General features: G+C 73.5%; 23 protein-coding genes and 1 tRNA gene. 16 read left to right on the top strand and 8 right to left on the bottom strand.

The window, feature by feature from the left end:
• Nucleotides 1-48 precede the first annotated feature (48 nt).
• A complete protein-coding gene (locus G3T38_RS12905; protein WP_163772714.1) occupies nt 49-495 on the bottom strand; it encodes a DUF4247 domain-containing protein in 447 nt (148 codons plus the stop codon).
• Between the two features lie 10 nt (nt 496-505).
• Nucleotides 506-1,144, bottom strand: coding sequence for a DUF4178 domain-containing protein (locus G3T38_RS12900; RefSeq protein WP_163772713.1), 639 nt, complete (start codon nt 1,142-1,144; stop codon nt 506-508).
• 111 nt (nt 1,145-1,255) lie between these two features.
• Between G3T38_RS12900 and tmk the strand changes: the two genes are divergently transcribed.
• From tmk to G3T38_RS12885, 3 genes are read left to right on the top strand one after another with little or no spacing between them, the layout of a single operon-like run.
• On the top strand, nt 1,256-1,942 hold the full coding sequence (gene tmk, locus G3T38_RS12895; protein ID WP_338037632.1) for a dTMP kinase: 687 nt from the start codon (nt 1,256-1,258) through the stop codon (nt 1,940-1,942).
• Entirely contained in the window at nt 1,939-3,126 is a 1,188-nt protein-coding gene (locus G3T38_RS12890; RefSeq protein ID WP_163772711.1) for a DNA polymerase III subunit delta', read from the top strand. The genes tmk and G3T38_RS12890 overlap by 4 nt, the downstream gene beginning before the upstream one ends.
• Complete coding sequence (locus tag G3T38_RS12885) at nt 3,123-4,736, top strand: alpha/beta hydrolase (protein WP_338037631.1); 1,614 nt, start codon at nt 3,123-3,125, stop codon at nt 4,734-4,736. Before G3T38_RS12890 ends, G3T38_RS12885 begins: the two co-directional genes overlap by 4 nt.
• Here G3T38_RS12885 and G3T38_RS12880 read toward each other — a convergent pair.
• Nucleotides 4,733-5,659: a LysR substrate-binding domain-containing protein gene (locus G3T38_RS12880; protein WP_163772710.1), complete on the bottom strand. Its 927-nt coding sequence runs from the start codon at nt 5,657-5,659 to the stop codon at nt 4,733-4,735. The genes G3T38_RS12885 and G3T38_RS12880 overlap by 4 nt on opposite strands.
• A 112-nt stretch (nt 5,660-5,771) precedes the next feature.
• Here G3T38_RS12880 and G3T38_RS12875 point away from each other — a divergent pair, with 112 nt between their 5' ends.
• From G3T38_RS12875 to G3T38_RS12855, 6 genes are all read left to right on the top strand, one after another.
• Nucleotides 5,772-5,948: a hypothetical protein gene (locus tag G3T38_RS12875; protein ID WP_163772709.1), complete on the top strand. Its 177-nt coding sequence runs from the start codon at nt 5,772-5,774 to the stop codon at nt 5,946-5,948.
• Nucleotides 5,949-6,031: 83 nt separating this feature from the next.
• Nucleotides 6,032-6,104, top strand: a tRNA-Thr gene (locus tag G3T38_RS12870).
• Between the two features lie 302 nt (nt 6,105-6,406).
• A complete protein-coding gene (locus G3T38_RS22240; protein WP_275940905.1) occupies nt 6,407-6,529 on the top strand; it encodes a hypothetical protein in 123 nt (40 codons plus the stop codon).
• A 54-nt stretch (nt 6,530-6,583) separates the two neighbouring features.
• Nucleotides 6,584-7,261 carry an HAD family hydrolase gene (locus G3T38_RS12865; RefSeq protein WP_338037630.1) on the top strand — a complete coding sequence of 226 codons (678 nt, stop codon included), beginning with the start codon at nt 6,584-6,586 and terminating at the stop codon, nt 7,259-7,261.
• Entirely contained in the window at nt 7,254-7,724 is a 471-nt protein-coding gene (locus G3T38_RS12860) for a MaoC family dehydratase (RefSeq protein WP_163772708.1), read from the top strand. Before G3T38_RS12865 ends, G3T38_RS12860 begins: the two co-directional genes overlap by 8 nt.
• Before the next feature lie 5 nt (nt 7,725-7,729).
• The gene (locus tag G3T38_RS12855) at nt 7,730-8,752 is read left to right on the top strand and encodes an alcohol dehydrogenase catalytic domain-containing protein (RefSeq protein WP_163772794.1); all 1,023 of its coding nucleotides are present in this window, start codon (nt 7,730-7,732) and stop codon (nt 8,750-8,752) included.
• A gap of 15 nt (nt 8,753-8,767) precedes the next feature.
• Here G3T38_RS12855 and G3T38_RS12850 read toward each other — a convergent pair whose 3' ends face one another.
• The 4 genes from G3T38_RS12850 to G3T38_RS12835 are packed head-to-tail and all read right to left on the bottom strand — an operon-like array spanning nt 8,768 to nt 13,194.
• Nucleotides 8,768-10,165: an amidohydrolase family protein gene (locus tag G3T38_RS12850; RefSeq protein WP_163772707.1), complete on the bottom strand. Its 1,398-nt coding sequence runs from the start codon at nt 10,163-10,165 to the stop codon at nt 8,768-8,770.
• Entirely contained in the window at nt 10,153-11,403 is a 1,251-nt protein-coding gene (locus tag G3T38_RS12845; RefSeq protein WP_163772706.1) for a CoA transferase, read from the bottom strand. Before G3T38_RS12845 ends, G3T38_RS12850 begins: the two co-directional genes overlap by 13 nt.
• A complete protein-coding gene (locus G3T38_RS12840) occupies nt 11,384-12,388 on the bottom strand; it encodes an enoyl-CoA hydratase/isomerase family protein (RefSeq protein WP_338037629.1) in 1,005 nt (334 codons plus the stop codon). Before G3T38_RS12840 ends, G3T38_RS12845 begins: the two co-directional genes overlap by 20 nt.
• Nucleotides 12,385-13,194 carry a FadR/GntR family transcriptional regulator gene (locus G3T38_RS12835; RefSeq protein ID WP_163772704.1) on the bottom strand — a complete coding sequence of 270 codons (810 nt, stop codon included), beginning with the start codon at nt 13,192-13,194 and terminating at the stop codon, nt 12,385-12,387. The genes G3T38_RS12840 and G3T38_RS12835 overlap by 4 nt, the downstream gene beginning before the upstream one ends.
• 244 nt (nt 13,195-13,438) lie before the next feature.
• Here G3T38_RS12835 and G3T38_RS12830 point away from each other — a divergent pair, with 244 nt between their 5' ends.
• The gene (locus tag G3T38_RS12830; protein ID WP_163772703.1) at nt 13,439-14,512 is read left to right on the top strand and encodes an ABC transporter substrate-binding protein; all 1,074 of its coding nucleotides are present in this window, start codon (nt 13,439-13,441) and stop codon (nt 14,510-14,512) included.
• Nucleotides 14,513-14,708: 196 nt separating this feature from the next.
• On the opposite strand, the gene G3T38_RS12825 is transcribed toward G3T38_RS12830, so the two are convergent.
• Nucleotides 14,709-15,146 (bottom strand): nuclear transport factor 2 family protein, encoded by a 438-nt coding sequence (locus G3T38_RS12825; RefSeq protein WP_163772702.1) that lies wholly within the window; start codon nt 15,144-15,146, stop codon nt 14,709-14,711.
• 163 nt (nt 15,147-15,309) lie between these two features.
• Between G3T38_RS12825 and G3T38_RS12820 the strand changes: the two genes are divergently transcribed.
• The 6 genes from G3T38_RS12820 to G3T38_RS12795 are packed head-to-tail and all read left to right on the top strand — an operon-like array spanning nt 15,310 to nt 21,800.
• On the top strand, nt 15,310-16,608 hold the full coding sequence (locus G3T38_RS12820) for a CoA transferase (protein WP_206675871.1): 1,299 nt from the start codon (nt 15,310-15,312) through the stop codon (nt 16,606-16,608).
• Nucleotides 16,608-17,810, top strand: a complete 1,203-nt coding sequence (locus G3T38_RS12815; RefSeq protein WP_174267949.1) for a CaiB/BaiF CoA transferase family protein — start codon at nt 16,608-16,610, stop codon at nt 17,808-17,810. The genes G3T38_RS12820 and G3T38_RS12815 overlap by 1 nt, the downstream gene beginning before the upstream one ends.
• Nucleotides 17,803-18,984: a thiolase C-terminal domain-containing protein gene (locus G3T38_RS12810; protein WP_163772701.1), complete on the top strand. Its 1,182-nt coding sequence runs from the start codon at nt 17,803-17,805 to the stop codon at nt 18,982-18,984. The genes G3T38_RS12815 and G3T38_RS12810 overlap by 8 nt, the downstream gene beginning before the upstream one ends.
• Before the next feature lie 10 nt (nt 18,985-18,994).
• On the top strand, nt 18,995-19,399 hold the full coding sequence (locus G3T38_RS12805; protein WP_163772700.1) for a zinc ribbon domain-containing protein: 405 nt from the start codon (nt 18,995-18,997) through the stop codon (nt 19,397-19,399).
• A 44-nt stretch (nt 19,400-19,443) separates the two neighbouring features.
• The gene (locus G3T38_RS12800) at nt 19,444-20,730 is read left to right on the top strand and encodes an acyl-CoA dehydrogenase family protein (protein ID WP_163772699.1); all 1,287 of its coding nucleotides are present in this window, start codon (nt 19,444-19,446) and stop codon (nt 20,728-20,730) included.
• The gene (locus tag G3T38_RS12795) at nt 20,730-21,800 is read left to right on the top strand and encodes a phosphotransferase family protein (RefSeq protein ID WP_163772698.1); all 1,071 of its coding nucleotides are present in this window, start codon (nt 20,730-20,732) and stop codon (nt 21,798-21,800) included. The genes G3T38_RS12800 and G3T38_RS12795 overlap by 1 nt, the downstream gene beginning before the upstream one ends.
• Nucleotides 21,801-21,813 lie beyond the last annotated feature (13 nt).

Here is a 21,813-nt window from a genome sequence, read left to right as displayed (position 1 = left end):
GGGAGTGGGGGTGCGAGGTGGGCGGGGGTCGGCCGGTGGCTCGGTGGGCTACTTGCCCGAGCCGGAGCCGCCGCCGCGGTAGCTGCTGCCGCCGCCACCGCCACCGCCGTAGTAGCCGCCCCAGAAGCCGACGTACGTGCTGTTGGCGGAGTAGCCGCGGTCGAACTCGTCGAGCGTGATGCGCGACCCGTCGCCGTCCTCCGCGACGGTGACGATCCAGTCGTTGCTGTAGCGCAGGAAGGCGCGCCCGTCGGCCTCGCGGCGGTCGGAGGCGTCGGTGCCGGACGCGATGGCGGCTGCCGTGGTGGTGACGTCGTCGTCGGAGCGCCAGGTGACGGTCTCGTCGTCGGGGTCGGACCCCGACACGTGCGTGTAGCGGTCGTCGATCCAGTCCTTGGGGCCGTTGCCGAAGCCGCCGAAGGCGAACGGCACGACGAGGACCCCGACGAGCAGGACGGCTCCGATGACGAGGAGACCCTTCGCGCGCGAGCTCATGGCGATCCCCTCAGCGTCCGGCCGGGCCGGTGCCGGCGGCGGGACCGTCCGAGCCGGGGTAGACGGTCAGCTCCCAGGGCTGGAGGGGCTGGCCGAGGGACGCCTCCCAGGTGCTGCCGAACTTCTCGAAGCCCAGGAGGTGCTTCCCGTCGGCGCTCGCGTAGTCGGCGTACTCCGCCGTGCCCTGCGGCGCGGTGCCCGTGGCCCCCGAGGCGCGGAACGCCGCGGACCCCTTCTCCTGCAGCCGGTAGGCCACCCCGCCGACGATGACGTCGCGGTCGCCGGCGCCGCCCTGCTCGACGTCGCCCGCGGCGATGCTGCGCCACAGGGACACCTCGAAGCCCTCGTCCTCCTCGACGGTCAGCCAGCGCCGGGTGGTGTCGTCGTCGAGGAAGTGCTCCGTCCACCGGTAGCCCTCCTCGTCGAAGTCGAGACGGCCCCGGACGAACAGCATGGCGCCCTCGTAGCCCACGACGTCGCCGACCTGCAGGCGTCGCAGCGGCTCCACCGAGGCGAGGTCGGACTCGGCGATCACGTCGCCCGGGCCTCGGCTCGACGCTCCGGCCGGCTTCGACGTGCGCGTGCGCCAGATGACGACGGCGGCCGCGACGGCCGCTGCCACGACCAGCAGCGCGATGACCCAACCCACGATGTTGCCTCCTCCGAGATGTCCGGCGCGGTCGTTACCCCGTCGGGTGGTGCGGTCAAACCCCTCACCCGCGGTGGAGAAGTGTCTCCGCGACCTCGTAGGTTCACCTGCGTGACCTCCGCCGACCGCGATCCCGCCCCCGCGCCCGGGCTCCGCGCCGCCACCGGCGTCTTCGTGTGCTTCGAGGGCGGCGACGGCGGCGGCAAGTCGACGCAGTCGCGGCTGCTCGTCGAGCGCCTGGAGCGGGAGGGGTACGACGCGGTCCCCACCTTCGAGCCCGGCGACACCCCCGTGGGGCGCGAGCTCCGGCGCATCGTGCTCGACCCCGCCACCGGTCACCTGGCGGCGCGCACGGAGGCGCTGCTGTACGTCGCGGACAAGGCCGAGCACGTCGCCGAGGTGGTCCGGCCGGCCCTCGACCGCGGCGCGGTGGTGGTGACGGACCGGTACGTGGACTCGACCCTGGCCTACCAGGGCGCGGGGCGCGCGCTGGGCGACGCCGTCGCGGGCCTCGAGCACGTGGCGCGGTGGGCCACCGGCGACCTCCGGCCCCACTTGACGGTCGTGCTCGACGTGCGCCCCGGAGCCGGGCTGGCGCGCCTGACCGGACGGGACCGCATCGAGGCGGAGTCCGTCGAGTTCCACGAGCGGGTGCGCGCCGAGTTCCTCGCGCTCGCGGCGGCCGACCCGGCCCACTACCTGGTGGTCGACGCCACGGGCACGCGGGAGGAGATCGCGGAGGCCGTGTGGGCCCGCGTCGCGCCCCTGCTGGTGCAGGCGCGGCAGGAGGCACGATGACGGTCTGGGACCACCTGGTCGGCCAGCGGCCCGCGATCGCCGCGCTCGCGCAGGCGGCGGGCACGGGCGGTGCGCGGCCCCAGGGCATGACCCACGCCTGGCTCTTCACCGGCCCGCCCGGCTCGGGCCGCTCCAACGCGGCGATCGCCTTCGCGGCGGCGCTCCAGTGCGAGGAGGGCGGTTGCGGCACGTGCCACGCCTGCCGCACCGTGCTCGCGGGGTCCCACGCCGACGTCGCCGTCATCCGCACCCAGCGGCTGTCCATCGGCGTCGACCAGGTGCGCGACCTCGTGCGCCGCTCGGCGCTCGCCCCCGTGGGGCGACGCTGGCAGATCCTGGTGGTGGAGGACGCCGACCGGCTCACCGACCAGGCCTTCAACGCGCTGCTCAAGGCGATCGAGGAGCCCACGGAGCGCACGGTGTGGATGCTCTGCGCGCCGACGGTCGAGGACGTGCTGCCCACGATCCGCTCGCGGTGCCGCCTCGTCACGCTGAGCACCCCGGCCACCGCGGACGTCGCGGCCTTCCTCGAGCGCACCGCGGCCGTCGACCCGACGCTCGCGCTGCGGGCGGCCCGCGCCAGCCAGGGGCACATCGGCCGGGCCAAGGCGCTCGCGACCGACCCCGACACGCGGCAGCGACGTGCCGAGGTGGTCGCGCTGCCGGGGCGCCTCCGCTCGCTGGGTGCCGCCATGGCGGCCGCGACGATGCTGAGCGAGACGACCAAGGCCGAGGCCGACGCGATCACCGTCGAGCTCGACGCGGTGGAGCGGGCGGACCTGGACGCGGCGTACGGGGTGGTGGAGCGCGGGCGGAAGCCGCGGGAGTACGCGCCGGCCCGGGCCGCGCTCGAGCGCGAGCAGAAGTCGCGGGCGAAGCGGCGGCACCTCGACGTGGTGGACCGGGCGCTGACCGACCTCGTGTCGGTCTACCGGGACGCCGTGGCGGTGGGCCTCGGCGTGGGGACGGAGCTGGTGAACGAGGAGCTCCGGGAGCAGGTCGAGGCCCTGGCCGAGTCCGGTGGCCCGGAGGCGAACCTGGCGCGCATCGAGGTGGTGTTCGCCGCGCGTGAGCAGATGCTGGAGTTCAACGTTCCTGTCATGCTCGCGCTCGAGTCGATGATGGTGGGGCTCCTCCCGCGCCGTGACGGCGCCGGGGCCCCGACGGGGAGGAACGTGCGGTGAAGCGCAGCTCGGTGGTGTGGTTGGTGGTCGGCCTCGTGGTCGCCCTCGTGGTGACGGTGGGGGCGGCGGCCGTGACCGCGTTCGTGCTCATCGGCGGGGACGACGACGGGGCGGACGCGTCGCGCGAGGACAGGACGGCGCCGGCGGAGCGCGACGACGAGCGCGGCCCCACCGGCGAGTCGCCCAGCCCGGAGCTGGAGCCCTTCTACACGCAGTCGCTCTCGTGGGAGTCGTGCGACGAGACGGCCGAGGACGGCCGCGGTGACTTCGAGTGCACGTGGCTCGAGGTGCCGCTGGACTACGACGAGCCCGACGGCGACACCCTCGACCTGCGCGTGCTGCGCCGCGCGGCCGACGGCCCGGCGGACGAGCGGGTGGGATCGCTGCTGGTCAACCCGGGCGGCCCCGGCTCGGGCGGCACGGAGCTGGCGGCCCGCGAGGACGCCTACGGCGACGCGCTGCTCGAGTCGTTCGACATCGTCGGCTGGGACCCGCGCGGCACCGGCCAGAGCTCGCCCATCGACTGCCTCAGCGACGCCGACCTCGACGACTACCTGGCGGCGTCCGGTGACCCGAACACGCCGGAGGGCGTCGCGCTGGCGGAGGAGTGGCAGCAGCGGCTCGGCGAGGGCTGCGAGGAGCTGTCGCCCGACCTGGTCGGCCACATCTCGACCGTGGAGACGGCGAAGGACATGGACGTGCTGCGCGCCGTGCTCGGCGACGAGGAGATGCACTACCTGGGCTTCTCCTACGGCACGACGCTGGGCGCGGTCTACGCGACGTACTTCCCCGAGCGCTCCGAGCGCCTCGTGCTCGACGGGGCGACGGACCCCGAGCTCGACCGGGTCGAGGGCTCGCTGAGCCAGACGGCGGGCTTCGAGCTGGCGTTCCGCAACTACCTGCAGGCGTGCGTCGACGACGGCGACTGCCCCGTGGGCGACTCGGTCGACGAGGGCCTGCAGACCGTGCAGGGCCTCCTCGACTCGCTGCTCGAGGAGCCCCTGCCCACGAGCGACCCCGACCGGGTGCTCACCCAGGCGCTCGGCACGACGGGCATCCAGGCGGCGCTCTACAACGAGCAGAACTGGCCGTTCCTCACGGACGGCCTCGAGGAGGCCCTGGGCGGTCAGGGCGACACGCTCCTGCTGCTGGCGGACTTCTACGCCGACCGCGACGTCAGCGGCGGCTACGCGTCGAACCTCATGGAGGCGTTCTACGCGATCTCCTGCCTCGACGACCCGACGAGCCTCTCGCCGGAGGAGGCGGCGCAGTACGCCGACGACTTCGACGAGGCGGCGCCCACCTTCGGCGACGGCGGCGAGCTGGGCCTCGGCTGGTGCAGCGCCTACCCGGGCCGCCAGGCGGAGGAGCCCCGGGAGGTCACGGGCGCCGGCGCTGCCCCGATCGTCGTGATCGGCACGACGGGGGACCCGGCCACGCCGTACGAGGAGGCGGTCGCGATGGCCGAGACCCTCGAGTCGGGTGTGCTGGTGACGCGCGAGGGCGAGGGCCACACGGCGTACGGCTCGGGCAACGACTGCATCGACGAGGCCGTCGAGGCCTTCCTGGTCGAGGGCGTCGTGCCCGAGGACGGGCTGACCTGCAGCTAGCGGGGCGAGTAGGGCTCGGCGATCTGCTGGATCCGCCGCGTGGCCAGCTCGATCATGAGCCGGGCGGCGGGGGACAGGGTCGCTCCGGAGCGGTGCACGACGGCGAGGGTGTCGTACTGCCGCGGCCGCAGCGAGACGTAGCCCGCGGACGGCGCCAGCCGGGGCAGCAGCTGGAGCGCGGCGCCCTTGGGGATGACGCTGTCGGCGAGCCCCATCCCGACGAGCTCGACGGCCGTCTCGATGTCCTCCACCTCGATGCGCGTCGTCGGGTTGCGGCCCGTCTCGTGCAGCATCTGGCGCAGCACGATGCGGGTCGAGTCGACCGCCCGCCACGTCGTCTCCGGCATCACCAGCTGTGCCTGCGCGAAGCGCTGCGGCGTCACGGGCGACGCCAGGCGCTCCGGGTCGGCACTGATGTAGACGAGCTCGTCCTTGGCCACGGGCGTGACCGTCATGCCCTCGCTGGTGGCGGCCGGCACCGCGATCATGGCGGCCTCGAGCCGCCCCCGGCGCAGGTCCTCCTGCACCTCGTTGGAGTTCTGGCCGATGAGCTCGACCCGGACACCGGGGTAGCGGGCCAGCACGTCCGCGACCAGCCCGGCCCCGGCGTACAGGCGTGCCGCGCCGAACATCCCGAACCGGATGGTGCCCGTCTGGAGGGCCTTCGCGCTCGTGACGGCACGGCGCGCCTCCTCGGCGGCGGCCAGCGTGCGCTCGGCGTGGGGGCGCAGCTCGTCGGCGACCGTGGTGGGCACGACGCCACGGCCGACGCGGCGGAAGAGCTGCACCCCGAGCGACTTCTCGAGTGCTCGGATCTGCTCGGAGACGCTCGGCTGGGCGTAGCCGAGCTCGGTCGCCGCGGCGGTCAGCGAGCCGTGCTCGTACGTCGCGAGGAAGCACCGCAGCTGGTGGAGGGAGAGCACGGTCGCATCATAGGAATGACCTAGGGATCGCGCTGGAAAGTGAGGCTACCCCTGGAGTCTCGATGTCGAGAGGATGGGGCTCGTCCCCGATCTGACTCCTGAGGAGGCCACCGTGTTCGTCCACCGCTGCAGCAGCTGCGAGAAGCGCCAGCTCATCTTCGACACCCAGTTCAGCGCGGTGCGCGCCGTCGAGGGCGGGTGGGTCGCGACCTTCACCTGCTGGTGCGGCGCCACGCAGGAGCACGCCAGCGAGGGCGCTCGCGCCGCTGCGCTGACGCTCGCCGCCTGAGCGCACCGATCGGGAGGGCCCGATTCGCGCGGGTGTGCCCCGGTCGCTATGCTCTCCTCGCTGTCCGTTCCGGCGGGCAGCGCGCCGCCTTAGCTCAGTCGGTAGAGCGAATCACTCGTAATGATTAGGTCGTCAGTTCGATTCTGACAGGCGGCTCCGACACACAGCCCCCGACCTGCAGAGATGCAGGTCGGGGGCTGCGTCGTTCCAGGGGGCGTGCGCGTCCCGACGCTGGTCAGGAGGGTCGCGGCCATGGCGCTCTCGGTCTCGACGGGCGCGACGTACCGCTCCAGCAGCATCCGGCTCAGGGGGGATGGTCGAGGGCGTCGGCCTCGCGCCGGCGGGCTGGTGAGCCGAGGGAATGCGCTGGGCGCCCCCGGCGTCGCGCAGGTGGTCGAGCTGGTCCGCCAGCTCAGCGGGACCGCCGGGGCCGTCAGGTCCCGGGGCCACGCCTCGGCTTGGCCTCGAACTCGGGCGGCTGGATGGGCGAGGACTACGCGGCCTGCGTCGCCACGATGCTCGCCGCGCCGGCCACCTGGGCCACGGCGGCCGTCGCCCCGGGCTTGACGGATCTGCACTGAATGAGGTGCAGTGCCCCTGCGAGCTAATTCATCGGAAGGAATAGGACGGTCGGCGTGGTGCTGGGGAGAGGCGCGATCGACGCCGTGCTGTTCGACTACGGCGGCGTGCTCACCACCCCGGTCCGCGACTCGATCGGCGCGTGGACCACGCGCGAGGGCATCGAGCCCGCCTCCTTCACCCGCACCCTCCGCGCCTGGTTGGCGCGCGACGCGCCCGCCGGTACGCCGATCCACCGGCTGGAGACGGGAGAGCTCGCGCTCGAGGTGTTCGAGGAGACGTTCGCCGCAGAGCTCCGCACGGCGGATGGCCGCGCCGTACCGGCCGCCGGCCTCCTCGACCGTCTCTTCGCCGAGATGCGGCAGGAGCCGACGATGTTCGCGCTCGTCGACGACCTCCGTGCACGGGGGGTGCGCACCGGCCTCGTGTCCAACAGCTGGGGGAACGACTACCCCCGCGCCCAGCTCGAGGCCGTGCTGGACCCCGTCGTGATCTCCGCGGACGTCGGTCTGCGCAAGCCCGACGTGGCCATCTTCGACCTCGCCGTCGCCCGCCTCGGCGTGCCGGCCGCGCGGGTGCTGTTCGTCGACGACGCGGAGCCCAACCTCGTCGGCGCCCGACGTGCAGGGCTGCAGACCCTGCTCCACCAGGATCCCGGCTCGACCCGGCGAGCGCTCGATGCGCTCCTCGCGGTCGCGCCCCATGTCACCGACGACAGGAGCCCCCATGACTGACCAGGCACGCACGAGGATCTTCCACGGGGTCGACGAGCTCCAGCAGGCCGTGGGTGAGCACCTCGGCCACTCCGGGTGGATGGAGGTCACCCAGGAACGCATCGACGCCTTCGCCGACGCGACCGGGGACCACCAGTGGATCCACACCGACCCGTCGCGGGCCGCCGCAGGGCCCTTCGGGGCGACGGTCGCGCACGGCTTCCTGACCCTGAGCCTGCTGCCGGTGCTCACCGACGAGGTGTACCGCGTCGAGGGCGTGAGCATGGGCGTCAACTACGGCTCCGACAAGGTGCGCTTCCCCGCGCCGGTGCCCGCCGGCTCCCGCATCCGTGCGGGCGTCGAGCTGCGGGGGGTGACCCCGATCAGCCTCGGCTTCCAGGTGGCGACCCGCGTGACGATCGAGCGCGAGGGCGGCGACAAGCCGGCTTGCGTGGTGGACATGCTCGCGGTGGTCGTGCCGTGACCACGATGCGCGCGTGGCGCTGCGCGGCGTGGTCCTCCGCGCCCGAGCTCGTCGAGCTGCCCGTGCCCGAGCCCGGACCCGGGGAGGTGCTGCTCGCCGTCACGGCGGTGGGGCTGTGCCACTCCGACCTGCACGTGACCGGTGCGGCCCCCGGGGTCCTGCCCTACGAGCTGCCGTTCACCCTCGGTCACGAGGTCGCCGGCACCGTCCACGCGGTGGGTGCCGGTGTCGACCCCGGGATGGTCGGCCGCGCCGTCGTGGTGCACGGCATCTGGGGCTGCGGCGCGTGCCGGCGTTGCCGCCAGGGGCTCGAGAACTACTGCCTGCGGCGTGGCGGGGCGGTGGGAGGCGGGCTCGGTCGGGACGGCGGTCTGGCCGACTTCATGCTCGTGCCGGACGTCCGCCACCTCGTGGACGCCACCGGGGTGGACCCCTGCGTGGCCGCCCCGCTCACGGACGGCGGCCTCACCTCGCTCCACGCGATCGGCGGCGCCCGCGTGCCGCTCGACGGCTCCGACTCCACCGCGGTCGTGATCGGCGTCGGCGGCCTGGGGCACCTCGCGATCCAGCTGCTCCGTCACCTCACGCCCGCCCGGGTCGTCGCGTCGGACACGCGGTCGGCAGCGCTCGACCTGGCCGTGCGTTGCGGCGCCGGGGCGGCGGTGCCGCCGGACCGGCTCGCCGCGGAGGTCGGCGAGGCCGACCTCGTGCTGGACTTCGTCGGGAGCCCGGCCACGGTCGCGCTCGGGGCCTCGCTGGTGACCGCCGGTGGCGAGCTGAGCATCGTGGGCAGCGCCGGTGGTGACCTCGAGGTCGCGAAGGGGCGTGCGCTCGCGCAGGGCTTCCGGGTCTCGCTGCCCTTCTGGGGGTCGCGGGCCGAGCTGCAGCGGTTGATGGAGCTCGCCCGGGAGGGCCACGTCGTGCCCGAGACCACCCGCATCTCCCTCGCCGAGGTGGCGGAGGCCTACGCCGCGCTGCACGACGGATCGGTCGTCGGGCGGTTCGTCGTCGACCTGTCCCGAGGGTGACCCCCGCCTGCCTGATCAGCTGCCGACGACGCGCTCCGTGCTGCCCGCCGCCGTGACGGTCAGCCTGACGTGCTCGGCGGACGGCTCGGCCAGCGCGGTCGCCAGGGGCACGCGGAGCAGGCACAGGTCCGCGGGACCGCCGACGGCCACCCTCCGTCGCCGGGACAGGTCCGCCGGGTCCCGCAGGTAGGAGTCCAGCACCTCGGCCGTCGGTACCGCCTCGCCGGGACCGAGCACGGTGCCGCCCCGGGTGCGCCGGGTGGACGCCGCTCGCATGACCTGCCACGGGTCCACGGGTCCGAACGGCGCGTCGCTCGAGGCCACGACGGCGACGTGGTGGTCCCGCAGGGTCGCGTAGCGGTAGAGCCAGGGCAGGTCGGTCGGTGCGACGTCGCGCCGGTAGCGGTCGCCGTGGGCGTGGACGAAGCCCGGCTGCGTGACGACGACGACCCCGAGGGCGCGGAGGTCCGTCTCCAGTCCGGGCAGCACCACGGCCGCGTGCTCCAGCCGGTCGCCCCGGCGGCTCCCGGCGCGGCGCAGCGCCTCCACCGTGATGACGAGCGACTCGGCGGACACGGTGTGGACCGCGACGGACCGCCCGGTCGCGTGGACGCCCGCGATCACCGCGGTCAGGCGGCCCACGTCGGGCAGGGAGTGGTCCTCGACGACGATCTTGCGCGCCCCCACGGTCATGCCTCGACCGGCGGGCACGGCGGCGGCCGACGACGGTCCCAGGAGGTGCACGCGGAGGGGGAGGTCGCCACGGTCGACGGCGTCCGCGAGGAGCCGCACGCCGGACGGGTCGATGTCGGGTGTCGCGTCGGTCGCCCCGGTGAGACCGTGGCGTGCGAGGTCCGCGCCCAGGGCCCCGAGGTCGAGCGGCACGGGCGGCAGCGCGGGAGCCAACCTGGCGTCGTACCGCCACAGGCGCCCGGTGGGCGTGCCGTCGGCGTCCCGCTCGACGTCGGCGGAGTCGTCGAGGACGTGCTGCACCTGTGCGAGCGCCGTCGTGCTCAGCATCCACAGGGCGCCGCTCCCGTGCTGGACCCGCACGGCCCGCCCCGGTGCCCAACGGTCGAGGACGTGGCGGTCGAGAGGACCGGCCAACGACTCCTCGTAGCCGGTCACCCGCACCCACGGACCCGGTACGGCGCGGACCGCGCGCACCAGGTCTGCTTCGCGCGTCGTGGTCGTGCAGTCGACGGAGGCGGTCCGAGCGGCCATGGACAACAGGTGGAGGTGGTGGTCGTGGAGACCGGGCAGCAAGGCCCCGCCGTGCCCGTCGATCTCGAGCGCGCCGGCGCGGTGCACGACGTCGTCCCCGATCCGCACGACGGTCCCGTCGTGCACCTCCACGGCCGTACGGGTCCCCTCGAGCTCCACGTCCCGCAGCACGAGGGTCACGGCAGCCACCGGTCGTCGTGCCGGCCCAGGGGTGCGGCGGTGCCGCGGGGCCTGCGGCCGCGCGGGGGAGCGACGGCGTGCCGCGCTCCCGCCGCGACCAGCTCCCAGCCGTCGCCCGCCCGCTCGACCGCGTGGTGAGGCGGGACCGCCGGCGTGGCGCACGCCCGCACGACGTGCAGCATCGAGACGTCGAGGAGCGCGGCCCGGTCGTGGGCGAGCAGGGCCGCGGCCGCGGCCGCGGCCCGCACCCCGGTGAGGGGGTCGGCGACAGCGTCCCCCACGGGCAGGAGGTCGCCGTCGTCCTCCACTGCCAGCCCGCCGGCCACGCCGACGTCGTCGCCGAACCCGACGGCGTTGCTCGTCCGGCCCCGTGCGGTGATGGAGAGCCAGGAGACGCCCGCGGCGACCAGCTCCTCGGCCACGATCCCGTGCTGGCGGAGCGCTCGGGGGCGCGACGACTCGATGACGAGGTCGGCCCGGAGCAGGAGGTCGAGCAGGTGGCGCGGCCCGTCCCCGTCCAGGCGGATGCCCACCGACTCGTGGCCGGCGTGCAGGAGGTCGAAGAAGCCGCCCGGGGCACGACGGGCCCCGTCGGGTCGACGCGGGTCCTCGACCTTGACGATCGTGCAGCCCGTCAGGCCCAGCAGGTGGGCGCAGAGCGGGCCGGCCCAGAGGGCGCTCAGGTCCACCACGAGAGGGCGGTCGGTCACGCGTGGACGACGACCACCGGCGAGGGTCTCGACCGGCGCGCGGTCCTCGGCGGGCAGCGGCGGCCAGGCGGCGTGCGGGAGTCCGAGGAGCTCGGCGCGCTCGGCGGCCTCGGCGCGGGGGAGCGTGCGGGTCCAGCGCCGGACGGAGCGCCACGCGGCGTCGACGCCCTCGGCGACGTCCTCCCCGACGAGCGCGGGCACGAGCGCGACGTCGTCGTCCCGGGCGAGGGACAGGCCGAGCCAGCCGTCCGCCGTCGGGACGGTCCGGAACGCGCCACCGCACGACACCGGGCCGCGGCGCGCGAGCCCGAGCAGCGCGGCGCGCTCGCCGAGCAGCCCGACGCCCGGGAGATCCCCCGTCGGGTCCTCGTCCTGGGGCGCTCGGGCGGCGCCGTACGACGCGACGGCCGCGAGGTCCGCGGCGACCCGGCCGGCGGGATCGCCGGGGCCGAGGACGGGCCGGCCCCCAGCACGCCCGGTCAGGTGGAGCGCCCCGCTCGCGGCCCAGCCCGCGAGGTCAGGGGACGGTGCGCTCATCGACGAGGCCCCAGGCGAGCGCCGTTGCGGCGTCGATCCGACCGGCGGTGAGCGCCATGTAGGCGGTTCGCCACCGGCCGATCCGACGCGGGATCCCCACGGTGCCGCCCGCGCCGGGCACGAGCCCCATCCGCACCTCGGGCAGCTGGAACCAGGCGTCGGCGGTCGCCGTCACGTGGGAGGCGAAGCTGGGGATCTCGACCCCGGCGCCGACGCACGCGCCGTGGACCTCGCACCGCAGGCGCGGACCGAGCTCGTGCGCGGAGCGGGCGACACTGTGGGAGGTGCGGACGAGGGCAGCCACGGCGACGTCGCCGGCACTCCCGAACTCGTCGAGGTCGCCTCCGGCGCTGAAGTCCGGGCCGTCGCCGCGGAGCACGACCTCCTCCACCGACGGGTCGAGGTGCGCGATCTCGAGGGCGTCGTGGAGCGCGTCCCGCATCGCGGCGTCCACCGCGTTGCGACGCCAGGGACGCGCGAGCCGGATCGTGAGCCCCGCGTCCGACCGCGCCACCTCGACCCGTTCGGGACGGTCGTCGCCGCCCCGACGGTCGCGATCGGCGAGCCAACGCTGGAACTCGGCGCCGGCGAGCAGCGTCGAGTAGGCCAGCGACTCGAGGGTGAGCGCGGCGTCGGCAGCGATCCCCTCGCCGGCCCGGAGGACCCGCTTGAGGGTGACGGCCGCGACGGGAGCCGCCTCGACCACCGCGGTCAGGGTCGCGAGGTCGGCGCGTCCGCCCGCGTGGGCGGTGCCGGGCGCGGACGGCGCGAGGAGCACGTCGAGCGCGTCGAGGAGGGCACGGGTGGCGGGCGCGTCGGGCAGCGCCTCGTCGCTGACGCCGACGACGATGCCGTCGCGGTGCCGTGCGAGCGCGGCGACGAGGTTCCCGTCGGGCGCCACCCGCGCCAGGTCGACCACGACGAGCGGCTGCCGGGGCCGACCGCTGGCGTCCAGGCCGCCCCGCAGGTCGACGGTCGTGGTCACCGCCACTCGATGAGCTCGCCCAGCATCCCCGGGTTGATGTCGGTGACCCAGGCCACCACGTCGCGGATGTGCTCCTCCATGAGCTTGCGCGCCTTCGTGGCGTACCCGTCGACGATCGCCCGCGCGATGTCGTCGTGGGAGTGGGCCATGGCCTTGCTCTTGTCCGTCGGGTCGGCCCGCGTGAGCACCTGGTGCACCACGATGTGGTCGACGGCCTGGGTGAGGAGGGTGAGCACCCGGTTGCCGCTCATCGTCGCGAGGACCGCGTGGAAGTCGTTGAGCTCGTGGATGACCTGGCCCCGGGTGTGCGCGTGGGGGTCGTAGGCCATGAAGGGTGAGAGACGGTCCAGCTTCCACCTGCGGTCGGGCAGCGACGCCACCTTGGCCGAGATGAGGGGCTCCATGAACGCCCAGGTCTCGAAGAGCTCTTCGTAGGTCGCGCCCGCGAGGTGGAAGTAGAGGGCCGAGGTGCGGGCGAGGTAGCTGGCGTTCAGGGCGTTGACGAAGGGGCCTCCGCCGGGACCGCGGCGGATCGTCAGGATGCCCTGGGCCTCGAGGATGCGGAGGGCTTCGCGCAGGGTCTCCCGGCTGACGCCGGTGCGCTCGAGCATCTCGGACTCGGCGGGCATCCGGTCGCCCACGGCGTAGCCGTTGCTCACGATCCCGTGGACGATGCGCTCCGCGGTCGCCTCGGACGCCTTGGGGGGACGCCCGCCCGGCGAGTCGACACCGTCGCCCGCGAGGGGATCCCCGGGCCGGTAGACGATCGGAAGCCCGGTCCGGACCTGGACGACGTCCTCGCTCATCGAGTCCTCCCCCGTGCGGCGACTGGCCGCACCCTACGCGGTGATCTTTTTCTCATCAAGAACTATCACGGTCAGGTCCGGCTGTCGCCCCCGCGCTCGATACGAGGCGGTCGTGGGCGGAAAAAAAGATCAGGAGCAATTGAAAAATTCATCAGTAGGAACTGTTGCGACGCTCGGGACGCTGGTGCCAGCCTGACGCCACCGAGTGGCACGGGTCACGTCGGCCGACGAAAGGCAGCTCCCCATGACCAGCACCGCGCACCGGGCCGCCGATCGACGACGACGTACGCCGCGGTTCCACCGGGGCCTGGTCCCTGCGCTGGTCGGGTTGCTGGCCGCAGCCGGGTGCTCCGCGTCCCCGTCCGCAGCGCCGGTCGATGCCGACACGCCGTGGGACGAGGTGGTGGCCAGCGCGGAGGACGAGGGCAGCGTCATGCTCTACACGGCGCAGCTCCCCGAGAACCTGGCGGCGTTCGAGGAGGCCTTCGAGGAGGCCTACGACATCGACCTCACGGTGGTGCGGGCGAACGGTCCGGACAACACCGCGCGCATCGAGCAGGAGCGCGAGTCCGGGAGGGTGGCGGCGGACGTGTGGGTCGAGACCGATGTCGCCGGCCTGGAGTCCAAGGCCCGGGCGGGCGACTGGTTCGCCCCCGTGGTGGGCCCGGGCTTCGAGGCGGGGCCGGTCGCCGACCTGCTCGTCGAGGACGGTTCGCTCGCCACGGTCGGCGCCGTCGCGGTCGTCGCGGGCTGGAACACGGACCTCGTTCCCGACGGCCTCGCGGACTATCCCGACCTGCTGGCGCCCGAGCTGGCCGGCGGGAAGATCGGGCTGGTGGAGCCGGTCGCACCCGCCCAGGTCGACCTCTACCTGTGGATGCAGGAGACGTTCGGCGACGACTACCTCGAGCGCTTGGCCGCCCAGGAGCCGCGCATCTACCCCAGCACCGTCCCGATGGGCCAGGCTCTCGCGTCGGGCGAGATCGCCGCCTCGCCGGGTGTGCTGCCCCAGGCGGGCGCGCGGGCCACGGGCGCTCCCGTCGACTCGGTCGTCTCGCCGTCGGGGGTCTGGGCGACCCGCTACTTCGCGGCCGTCCTCCAGGAGGCGCCCCACCCGAACGCCGCCCAGGTGCTCACGGACTTCATGGTCTCGGAGGAGGGGCAGGCAGCCATCAACAAGGAGCACCCCGCGGTGCTCGACGACATCCCCGGCACGCTCTCGGGGATGGCCGACGTGCGGCCCGCGGACGCGGTGGCCGCGCTCGACGCCGACGACATCGCGGAGTTCCAGGCGGAGTGGGACCGGTTGTTCGGCTGAGGGGCCGGTTCGGGTCCGTCCCGGTCCGGGACGTCGCGGACCTACGCGGGCCGCCCGGAAGTGTGCACCTGGGGCACCTCGGATCGGGCGAGGAGTGCACCAAGGTCCCAGCTCGCGTCCTGGCCGGGCTGTCCCCGCCCGAACGCCATCGCCGCCGCGCGACCCCGCAGGGCCTGACGGGGTCGGGCCTCCGGCCTCAGTGCGTGAAGTGCGCGTCGAGGAAGAACTGCTCGCCGTACTTCGTGTCGAAGAACTGGCGGAGCTCGGTCACGAGCCCGTCCTCGACGTGGAACCAGAACGTGTAGCGCATGTTGTAGACGGACGACGGGGGCACCTCGCCGCGCGACTCGGTGTCGACGACGACCCACGCGCCGTCAGCGACCACCCGGTGCAGGTGCACCGTCAGCCCGCCCGGCATGCGGTCCACGATCGGCTGCAGCAGCTCCAGCCACCGCTGCCCCGAGAAGGTCGTCCCGGTGTTGGGCTCGGTGCCGCCGGCGCCGGCCGCGTGGGCGAGCCAGGCCGTCGCGCCGGGGGCGAGGAACGCTGCACCGTCGTGGAGAGGGCGGTCCCGCCAGGTCTCCATGAAGGCCGTGACGACCTCGCGGGGCGTGGGGGTGTCGCTCGGTGCCATCGTCGTCCTCCGGTTCGCGGGGCTGGGTGATCCGATCCAGCCTGACATATTCCTCATGAAGAAAAGGTGGTCATCGTCTTGACCCGGTTCCTCATGAGAATTAACGTGCGGTGTGCTCCGCGTCACCCGGATGAGGTGAACGCGCGGACCGAGGAGGCAGCACGTGAGCAACGAGACCGTCAGCGACGAGCGGACACCGGTCCGCCGCAGGGGACCCCTGGCCGGCGTGCGCGTCACGGACTTCTGCTGGATGGGGGTCGGCGCGGTCGCCACGCGGATGCTCGCCGACTTCGGTGCCGAGGTGATCCGCATCGAGGACCGCAAGCGCCCCGACCTGCCCCGCCGCCTGCCCATCTACAAGGGCGACGTGCGGGCGTACGGCGACGAGGACCCCCACCCGGACCCGAACAAGGGCGGCCTCTTCAACAACTACAACCGCAACAAGGTCGGCATCACGCTGAACATGCGGAGCGACAAGGGTCGGGAGATCGCGGACCGGCTCATCGCGGACAGCGGCATCGTGACCGAGAACTTCGCCCCGGGCGTCATGGAGCGCTGGGGCATCACCTGGGACCACGTCACCGGCCTCCGGCCCGACGCGATCTTCGCGCGGATGAGCGGCTACGGGCACGACGGCCCCCACCACCAGTTCCGGAGCTACGGGCCCGTCATCCAGGCGGTGTGCGGCCTCTCCTTCAACAGCGGCCTGCCGGGGCGCGAGCCCTCGGGCTGGGGGATGTCCTACATGGACAACCAGGCGGCGTACTACAACGCCATCGCGCTGCTCATGGCGATCTATCGCCGCAACGCCACCGGCCAGGGCATGGAGATCGACGTCTCCGCCGTGGAGGCCGGCATCAACCTGCTCGGCCCCGACCTGCTCGACACCCTGGTCAACGGCCGGCCCAGCCGCCGCGACGACTTCCCCCGCGGCAACCGGCTGGAGTTCCCGGACGCCGCGCCCCACGGTGTCTACCCGGCGGCCGGCGATGACCAGTGGGTCGCGATCGCGGTCACCGAGGACGCCGAGTGGAAGTCGCTCGTCGGCGCGATGGGCGACCCCGCGTGGGCCTCGGAGGACCGGTTCGCCTCCATGGCGGACCGGGTCGCCAACGCCGACGCGCTCGACGCCCTCGTCGGTGCCTGGACCTCGGGGCGCGACAAGCACGACCTCATGCGCGAGCTCCAGGCCGTCGGTGTCGCGGCCGGGGCGGTGCAGAACGCCCGCGACCTCGTGGAGGTCGACCCCCAGGTCGCCGCCCGCGGCACCTTCTTCGAGCTCGACCACCCGGTCATCGGGCCGGCGCTCTTCGAGGGCAACCCCATGACGTTCTCGCGCACCGAGCAGCACACCTGGCGCTCGGCGCCGCTGCTGGGCGAGGACAACACCTACGTGCTGCGCGACATCCTCGGCATGGACGAGGACGAGATCGCCCGGCTGGCTGCTGAGGAGATCATCTGATGAGCGAGCGCATCCCCGGGTCGCCCTTCTCCGACCTCGTCGTCGTCGAGCTGGCGGACACCCCGGCGGGCGAGCACACCGGCAAGCTGATGGCCGACGCCGGCGCCACCGTCATCAAGGTCGAGCCGGCCGAGGGCGCGACCAGCCGCCGTACGGGACCGTGGCTGGAGGGCCGACCGGGGGCGGACCGCAGCCTCTCGTTCTGGGTCTACAACACGAGCAAGCAGAGCGTCGTCATCGACGGCCCCGACCCCGCCGACGGCCCGCTGGCCGCGCTGCTGGACCGGGCCGACGTCGTCATCACGACCGACGGGCCGGCGCGCCTGGCGGAGCGCGGCCTCACCCCGGAGGCACTGGTCGCGGGACGTCCCCGCCTGATCGTGCTGTCCGTCTCGCCCTTCGGGCTGACCGGCCCCTGGGCCGACTACCGCACGACCGACCTCGTCGGCCTCGCGGCCGGCGGGCCGCTCAACAGCTGCGGCTACGACGACCACTCGATCCCCCCGATCCTCCCGGGCGGCAACCAGGCGTTCCAGAACGCGGCGAGCTACGCGACGATGTCGCTCCTGCTCGCCCTGCTGCAGCGCCAGGTCGACGGGCTCGGCCAGGTCGTCGACGTCTCGATGCACGAGGCCAACGCCGTCTCCGGCGAGCTGGCCAACCCGTACTACTTCTACCCGAAGGCGGTCGTGCAACGGCAGACCGCGCGGCACGCGCAGCCGGTCCCGACGCAGCCCGCGCTCTTCCCCTGCGCCGACGGCTACGTCTACTTCGCGCTCATCCTCGGCGACCTCCACCTGTGGAAGTCCCTGGTCGCGTGGATGGACGCCGCGGACCTCGCCGCCGACCTGGTCGACCCGGCGTACGAGGACTTCGCGCACCGCCAGGCGCAGTTCTCCCACGTGCAGGAGGTGCTGGAGGTCTTCTTCCTCCTCCACGACGCCGACACGCTCTACCTGGAGGGCCAGGCGCGCGGCCTGCCCGTCGGGCCGCTCCGCGCCTTCGAGGACCTGCCGCAGGACGAGCACCTGCGGGCGCGGGAGTTCTTCCTCGAGGTGCCGGTGGCGACCGACGAGGGGGAGCGGGCCGCGCTCTTCCCGGGCGCCCCGTTCCGTTTCTCCGCCTTCGAGCCGCAGCCGTCCCGACCGCCTCGGCTCGGCGAGCACGACGTGGCCGTGGCCGGAGGTGGGGGCGATGCGTGACGCGTGGCGCCCCGACACGATGGCGATCGCCGGCATCGGCTCGACCGACTTCTCGAAGGCGTCGGGCCGGAGCACGCTGACACTGGCGGCCCAGGCCGCGCTGGCCGCCCTGGCGGACGCGGGCCTCGACCCGAAGGACGTCGACGGCATCGTCCGCTGCGACATGGACACGGTCGCGCCCGTGGCGCTCGGCGACGCGCTGGGGGTCGAGAACCTGACCTACTGGGGCGACGTCGGCCCCGGCGGGTCCGCGCCCGCGGCGATGGTCGCGCAGGCCGCCGCCGCCGTCGCGGCCGGCCTGGCGAGCACCGTGGTCGTCTTCCGCTCCATCAACGGTCGCTCCGGGGAGCGGTACGGCGCGGGCTACGCCCAGGGCGCCCGCGCGGGCGGGTCCTCGACGTACGAGGAGATGTTCCTGCCCTACGGCATGCAGACGCCGGGCCAGTACTTCGCGATGGTCGCGCGCCGCCACATGGCCGACCACGGCACCACCAGCGAGACGCTCGGCCGGATCGCCACCGCGTGCCGCAAGCACGCCAACGCCAACCCCGCGGCGCAGATGCACCACCGCACGATGACGCTGGACGACTACCACGCGTCGCGGGCCCTCGCGACGCCCCTGCGGCTCTTCGACTTCTGCCTGGAGACCGACGGGGCCTGCGCCGTCGTCGTCACCTCGGCCGAGCGTGCGCGCGACCTGCGCCAGCCGCCCGCGCTGATCCGGTCGGCCGCGCAGTCGGGCGGTGCGGACGCGCAGCCGGGCCAGATGTTCCCCGCCCTCATGCGCGACTCGATCACGACGTGGTCCTCCCGCGCGCTCGGCGAGGTCCTGTTCCGGCGGGGCGGCATGACGCCGCAGGACGTCGACGTCGCCCAGATCTACGACTGCTTCACCATCACGGCACTCATCCAGCTCGAGGACCTGGGCTTCTGCGGTGCCGGTGAGGCGAAGGACTTCATCCAGGACGGGACGCTCGAGGTGGGCGGTGCGCTGCCGATGAACACCTCGGGCGGCCACCTCTCCGAGGGCTACATCCACGGCATGAACCACGTCGTCGAGGCGGTCCGCCAGATCCGCGGCACCTCGACCAACCAGGTCCCGGGCGCCGAGGTCAGCCTCGTGACGTCCGCCCCGACGACCGGCGGGAGCGCGCTGCTCCTCGTCGGAGCCTGAGAGGCCTCCCGTGACCGAGCAGCGTGTCCTGCCCCTGACCACCGACCACGACACCGCTCCCTTCTGGGCGGCTGCGGCCGAGGAGCGGCTCGTGGTCCAGCACTGCGACGACTGCGACCTGCCGATCCACCTGCCGCGCGGGGTCTGCCCGCGCTGCCACGGCGAGCGCACGTCGTGGCGCGAGGTGCGGGGTGCGGGGCGGCTCCACAGCTGGACCGTGGTCGAGCACCAGGTCCATCCCGGGCACCCGACGCCCTACACCTCGGTGCTCGTCGAGCTCGAGGACCTCCCGTCCGTGCGCTTCCTGGGCTCCCTGCCGGGGCGTCTCGACCTGGAGATCGACCAGCCGATGACCGTCCGCTTCGAGCGCGTGGGGGACACCACCCTGCCGCAGTGGGAGCCTGTCTCGTCCTGAGGACGAGACCACCCGATCCGACCCTCGACCGAAGGACACGACACATGAGCTGGGGATTCGAGCCCGACCCGGAGTACGCCGAGAAGCTGGCCTGGGTGGAGGAGTTCGTCCGCACGGAGGTCGAGCCCGTCGACCGCGTGATCGACCACGCGTGGAACGTGGACGACCCGGTGCGGAACGCCCTCATCCGCCCCCTCCAGGAGGAGGTGCGCAAGCGCGACCTCTGGGCCTGCCACCTCGGTCCCGAGCTGGGGGGTCAGGGCTACGGACAGCTCAAGCTCGCCCTGCTCAACGAGGTGCTGGGCCGCACGCACAGCGGACCGGTGGTGTTCGGCTGCCAGGCCCCGGACTCGGGCAACGCGGAGATCCTGGCGCACTACGGCACGCCGGAGCTCAAGGAGCGCTACCTGACGCCGCTCCTGGAGAACGAGATCGTCTCGTCGTACTCGATGACGGAGCCGCAGGGCGGCTCCGACCCCACGGCCTTCGTCACCCGCGCGGTGCGCGACGGCGACGAGTGGGTCATCAACGGGGAGAAGTGGTTCTCCTCGCACGCCAACTTCGCGTCGTTCCTCATCATCATGGCCGTGACCGATCCCGACGCCCCGCGCCACCAGCGCGCGTCGATGTTCGTCGTCCCGGCCGACACCCCGGGCGTGGAGATCGTGCGCGGCGTCGGCGTGTGGGGCCACGAGGAGGAGGAGGGCACCCACCCCTACATGCGGTACACCGACGTCCGGGTGCCGCTCGACCACCTCCTCGGCGAGCGCGGCCAGGGCTTCGCGGTGGCGCAGACGCGTCTCGGCGGTGGCCGCATCCACCACGCGATGCGCACGGTCGGGCTCGTCAAGGAGTCGATCGACATGATGCTGGACCGCGTCGTCTCGCGGCGCAGCGGCACCGGCACGCTCGCCGACCGCCAGCTGGTGCAGGAGATGCTCGCGGACTCGTGGATCCAGCTCGAGCAGTTCCGGCTGCTGGTGCTGCAGACCGCCTGGAAGATCGACCACTACAACGACTATCGCAAGGTCATCACGGACATCTCCGCCGTCAAGGCCGCGATGCCGAAGGTGCTGCTCGACGTCGTCGGCCGCGCGATCCAGCTCCACGGATCCCTGGGCATCTCGAAGGAGATGCCGTTCGGCAAGTGGGCCATGGAGGCCTACCACATGGCGCTCGCCGACGGCGCGACCGAGCTGCACAAGATCCAGGTCGCCAAGCAGATGCTCAAGGGTCGCGAGCCCTACGAGGGTCTGTTCCCGCCGCGGCACCTCCTGGCGCTCGAGCAGGAGGCGCGCGAGCGCTTCGCCCACCTCCTCGAGGTGGACTGATGTACGACGAGAAGCTGGACCGTCCGGACGAGCGCGTCGAGGTCGCGCCCGTCCGCGCCGGCGAGGAGCTCGACTGGGACGCCCTGGAGCGCTACCTGCGCGCCACGGTGACGGACGCCGACGGCGCCTTCGAGGTCCTGCAGTTCCCCAACGGCTCGGCGAACCTCACCTACCGGGTCGCCCTCGGCGAGCAGATGCTCGTCGTGCGACGACCGCCGTTCGGCCAGGTCGCGCCCAAGGCCCACGACATGGAGCGCGAGCACCGCGTGCTCGCGGGCCTGCACCCCGTCTACCCCCGCGCTCCCCGCGCCGTCGCGTTCTGCGGCGACACCTCGGTGATCGGCGCACCCTTCCTCGTGTCCGAGTACCGCCGGGGCGTCGTCGTGTGGGACCGCGTCCCGGACACCATGCCCGCCGACGCCGGGCACCAGCTGGGGATCGCCGCGGTCGAGGCCCTGGCCGACCTCCACGCCGTCGACCCGGCTGCGGCCGGCCTGGAGCGGCTGGGACGCCCCGAGGGCTACCTCGAGCGCCAGGTCGGCGGGTGGACGCAGCGGTGGCAGGCCGTGACCACGTACGACGGTCCGACGGCCACCGACGCCGTGGCCGACGAGCTGGCGAGCACCCTGCCCGTCCAGGGCCCGGCCGCGGTGGTGCACAACGACTTCAAGCTGGACAACTGCCAGTTCGCCCCCGACGACCCCACCCGGGTCACCTCGGTGTTCGACTGGGACATGGCCACCCTCGGGGACCCGCTCACCGACCTCGGCACGCTGCTCAACTACTGGCCCGATCCGGCCGTGGTGAGCATCCTGCCGGGGGTCGACGAGCTGGGGCTCCCCTCCAAGGAGGAGGTGGTCGCGGCGTACGGCGCGCGCCTCGGGCGCGATCTGAGCGGTGGCGACCTGGCCTGGTACGAGGCGTTCGGCTACTGGAAGACGGCCGTCATCCTGCAGCAGCTGTACGCCCGGTTCGTCCGCGGCGAGACCAGCGACCCCCGCATGGCGGGACGCGGTGCGCACGTCACCGCCCTGAGCGAGCACGCTCTCCACCTGTTGAAGACGATCTGAGTCGAGGACCACC

The sequence above is a fragment of the Nocardioides zeae genome (genome assembly GCF_010686755.1).
GTDB classification, from domain to species: Bacteria; Actinomycetota; Actinomycetes; order Propionibacteriales; family Nocardioidaceae; genus Nocardioides; species Nocardioides zeae.
This window is presented reverse-complemented; position numbering and strand designations above follow the sequence as displayed.

What these genes read in the sequence shown, in the direction of transcription:
- G3T38_RS12905 (WP_163772714.1), bottom strand. Translation starts at nt 495, where the DNA reads ATGAGCTCGCGCGCGAAGGGTCTCCTCGTCATCGGAGCCGTCCTGCTC.
- G3T38_RS12860 (WP_163772708.1), top strand. Translation starts at nt 7,254, where the DNA reads ATGACTGACCAGGCACGCACGAGGATCTTCCACGGGGTCGACGAGCTC.
- G3T38_RS12800 (WP_163772699.1), top strand. Translation starts at nt 19,444, where the DNA reads ATGAGCTGGGGATTCGAGCCCGACCCGGAGTACGCCGAGAAGCTGGCC.
- G3T38_RS12825 (WP_163772702.1), bottom strand. Translation starts at nt 15,146, where the DNA reads ATGGCACCGAGCGACACCCCCACGCCCCGCGAGGTCGTCACGGCCTTC.
- G3T38_RS12810 (WP_163772701.1), top strand. Translation starts at nt 17,803, where the DNA reads ATGCGTGACGCGTGGCGCCCCGACACGATGGCGATCGCCGGCATCGGC.
- G3T38_RS12855 (WP_163772794.1), top strand. Translation starts at nt 7,730, where the DNA reads ATGCGCGCGTGGCGCTGCGCGGCGTGGTCCTCCGCGCCCGAGCTCGTC.
- G3T38_RS12890 (WP_163772711.1), top strand. Translation starts at nt 1,939, where the DNA reads ATGACGGTCTGGGACCACCTGGTCGGCCAGCGGCCCGCGATCGCCGCG.
- G3T38_RS12835 (WP_163772704.1), bottom strand. Translation starts at nt 13,194, where the DNA reads ATGAGCGAGGACGTCGTCCAGGTCCGGACCGGGCTTCCGATCGTCTAC.
- G3T38_RS12845 (WP_163772706.1), bottom strand. Translation starts at nt 11,403, where the DNA reads ATGAGCGCACCGTCCCCTGACCTCGCGGGCTGGGCCGCGAGCGGGGCG.
- G3T38_RS12795 (WP_163772698.1), top strand. Translation starts at nt 20,730, where the DNA reads ATGTACGACGAGAAGCTGGACCGTCCGGACGAGCGCGTCGAGGTCGCG.
- G3T38_RS12830 (WP_163772703.1), top strand. Translation starts at nt 13,439, where the DNA reads ATGACCAGCACCGCGCACCGGGCCGCCGATCGACGACGACGTACGCCG.
- G3T38_RS12815 (WP_174267949.1), top strand. Translation starts at nt 16,608, where the DNA reads ATGAGCGAGCGCATCCCCGGGTCGCCCTTCTCCGACCTCGTCGTCGTC.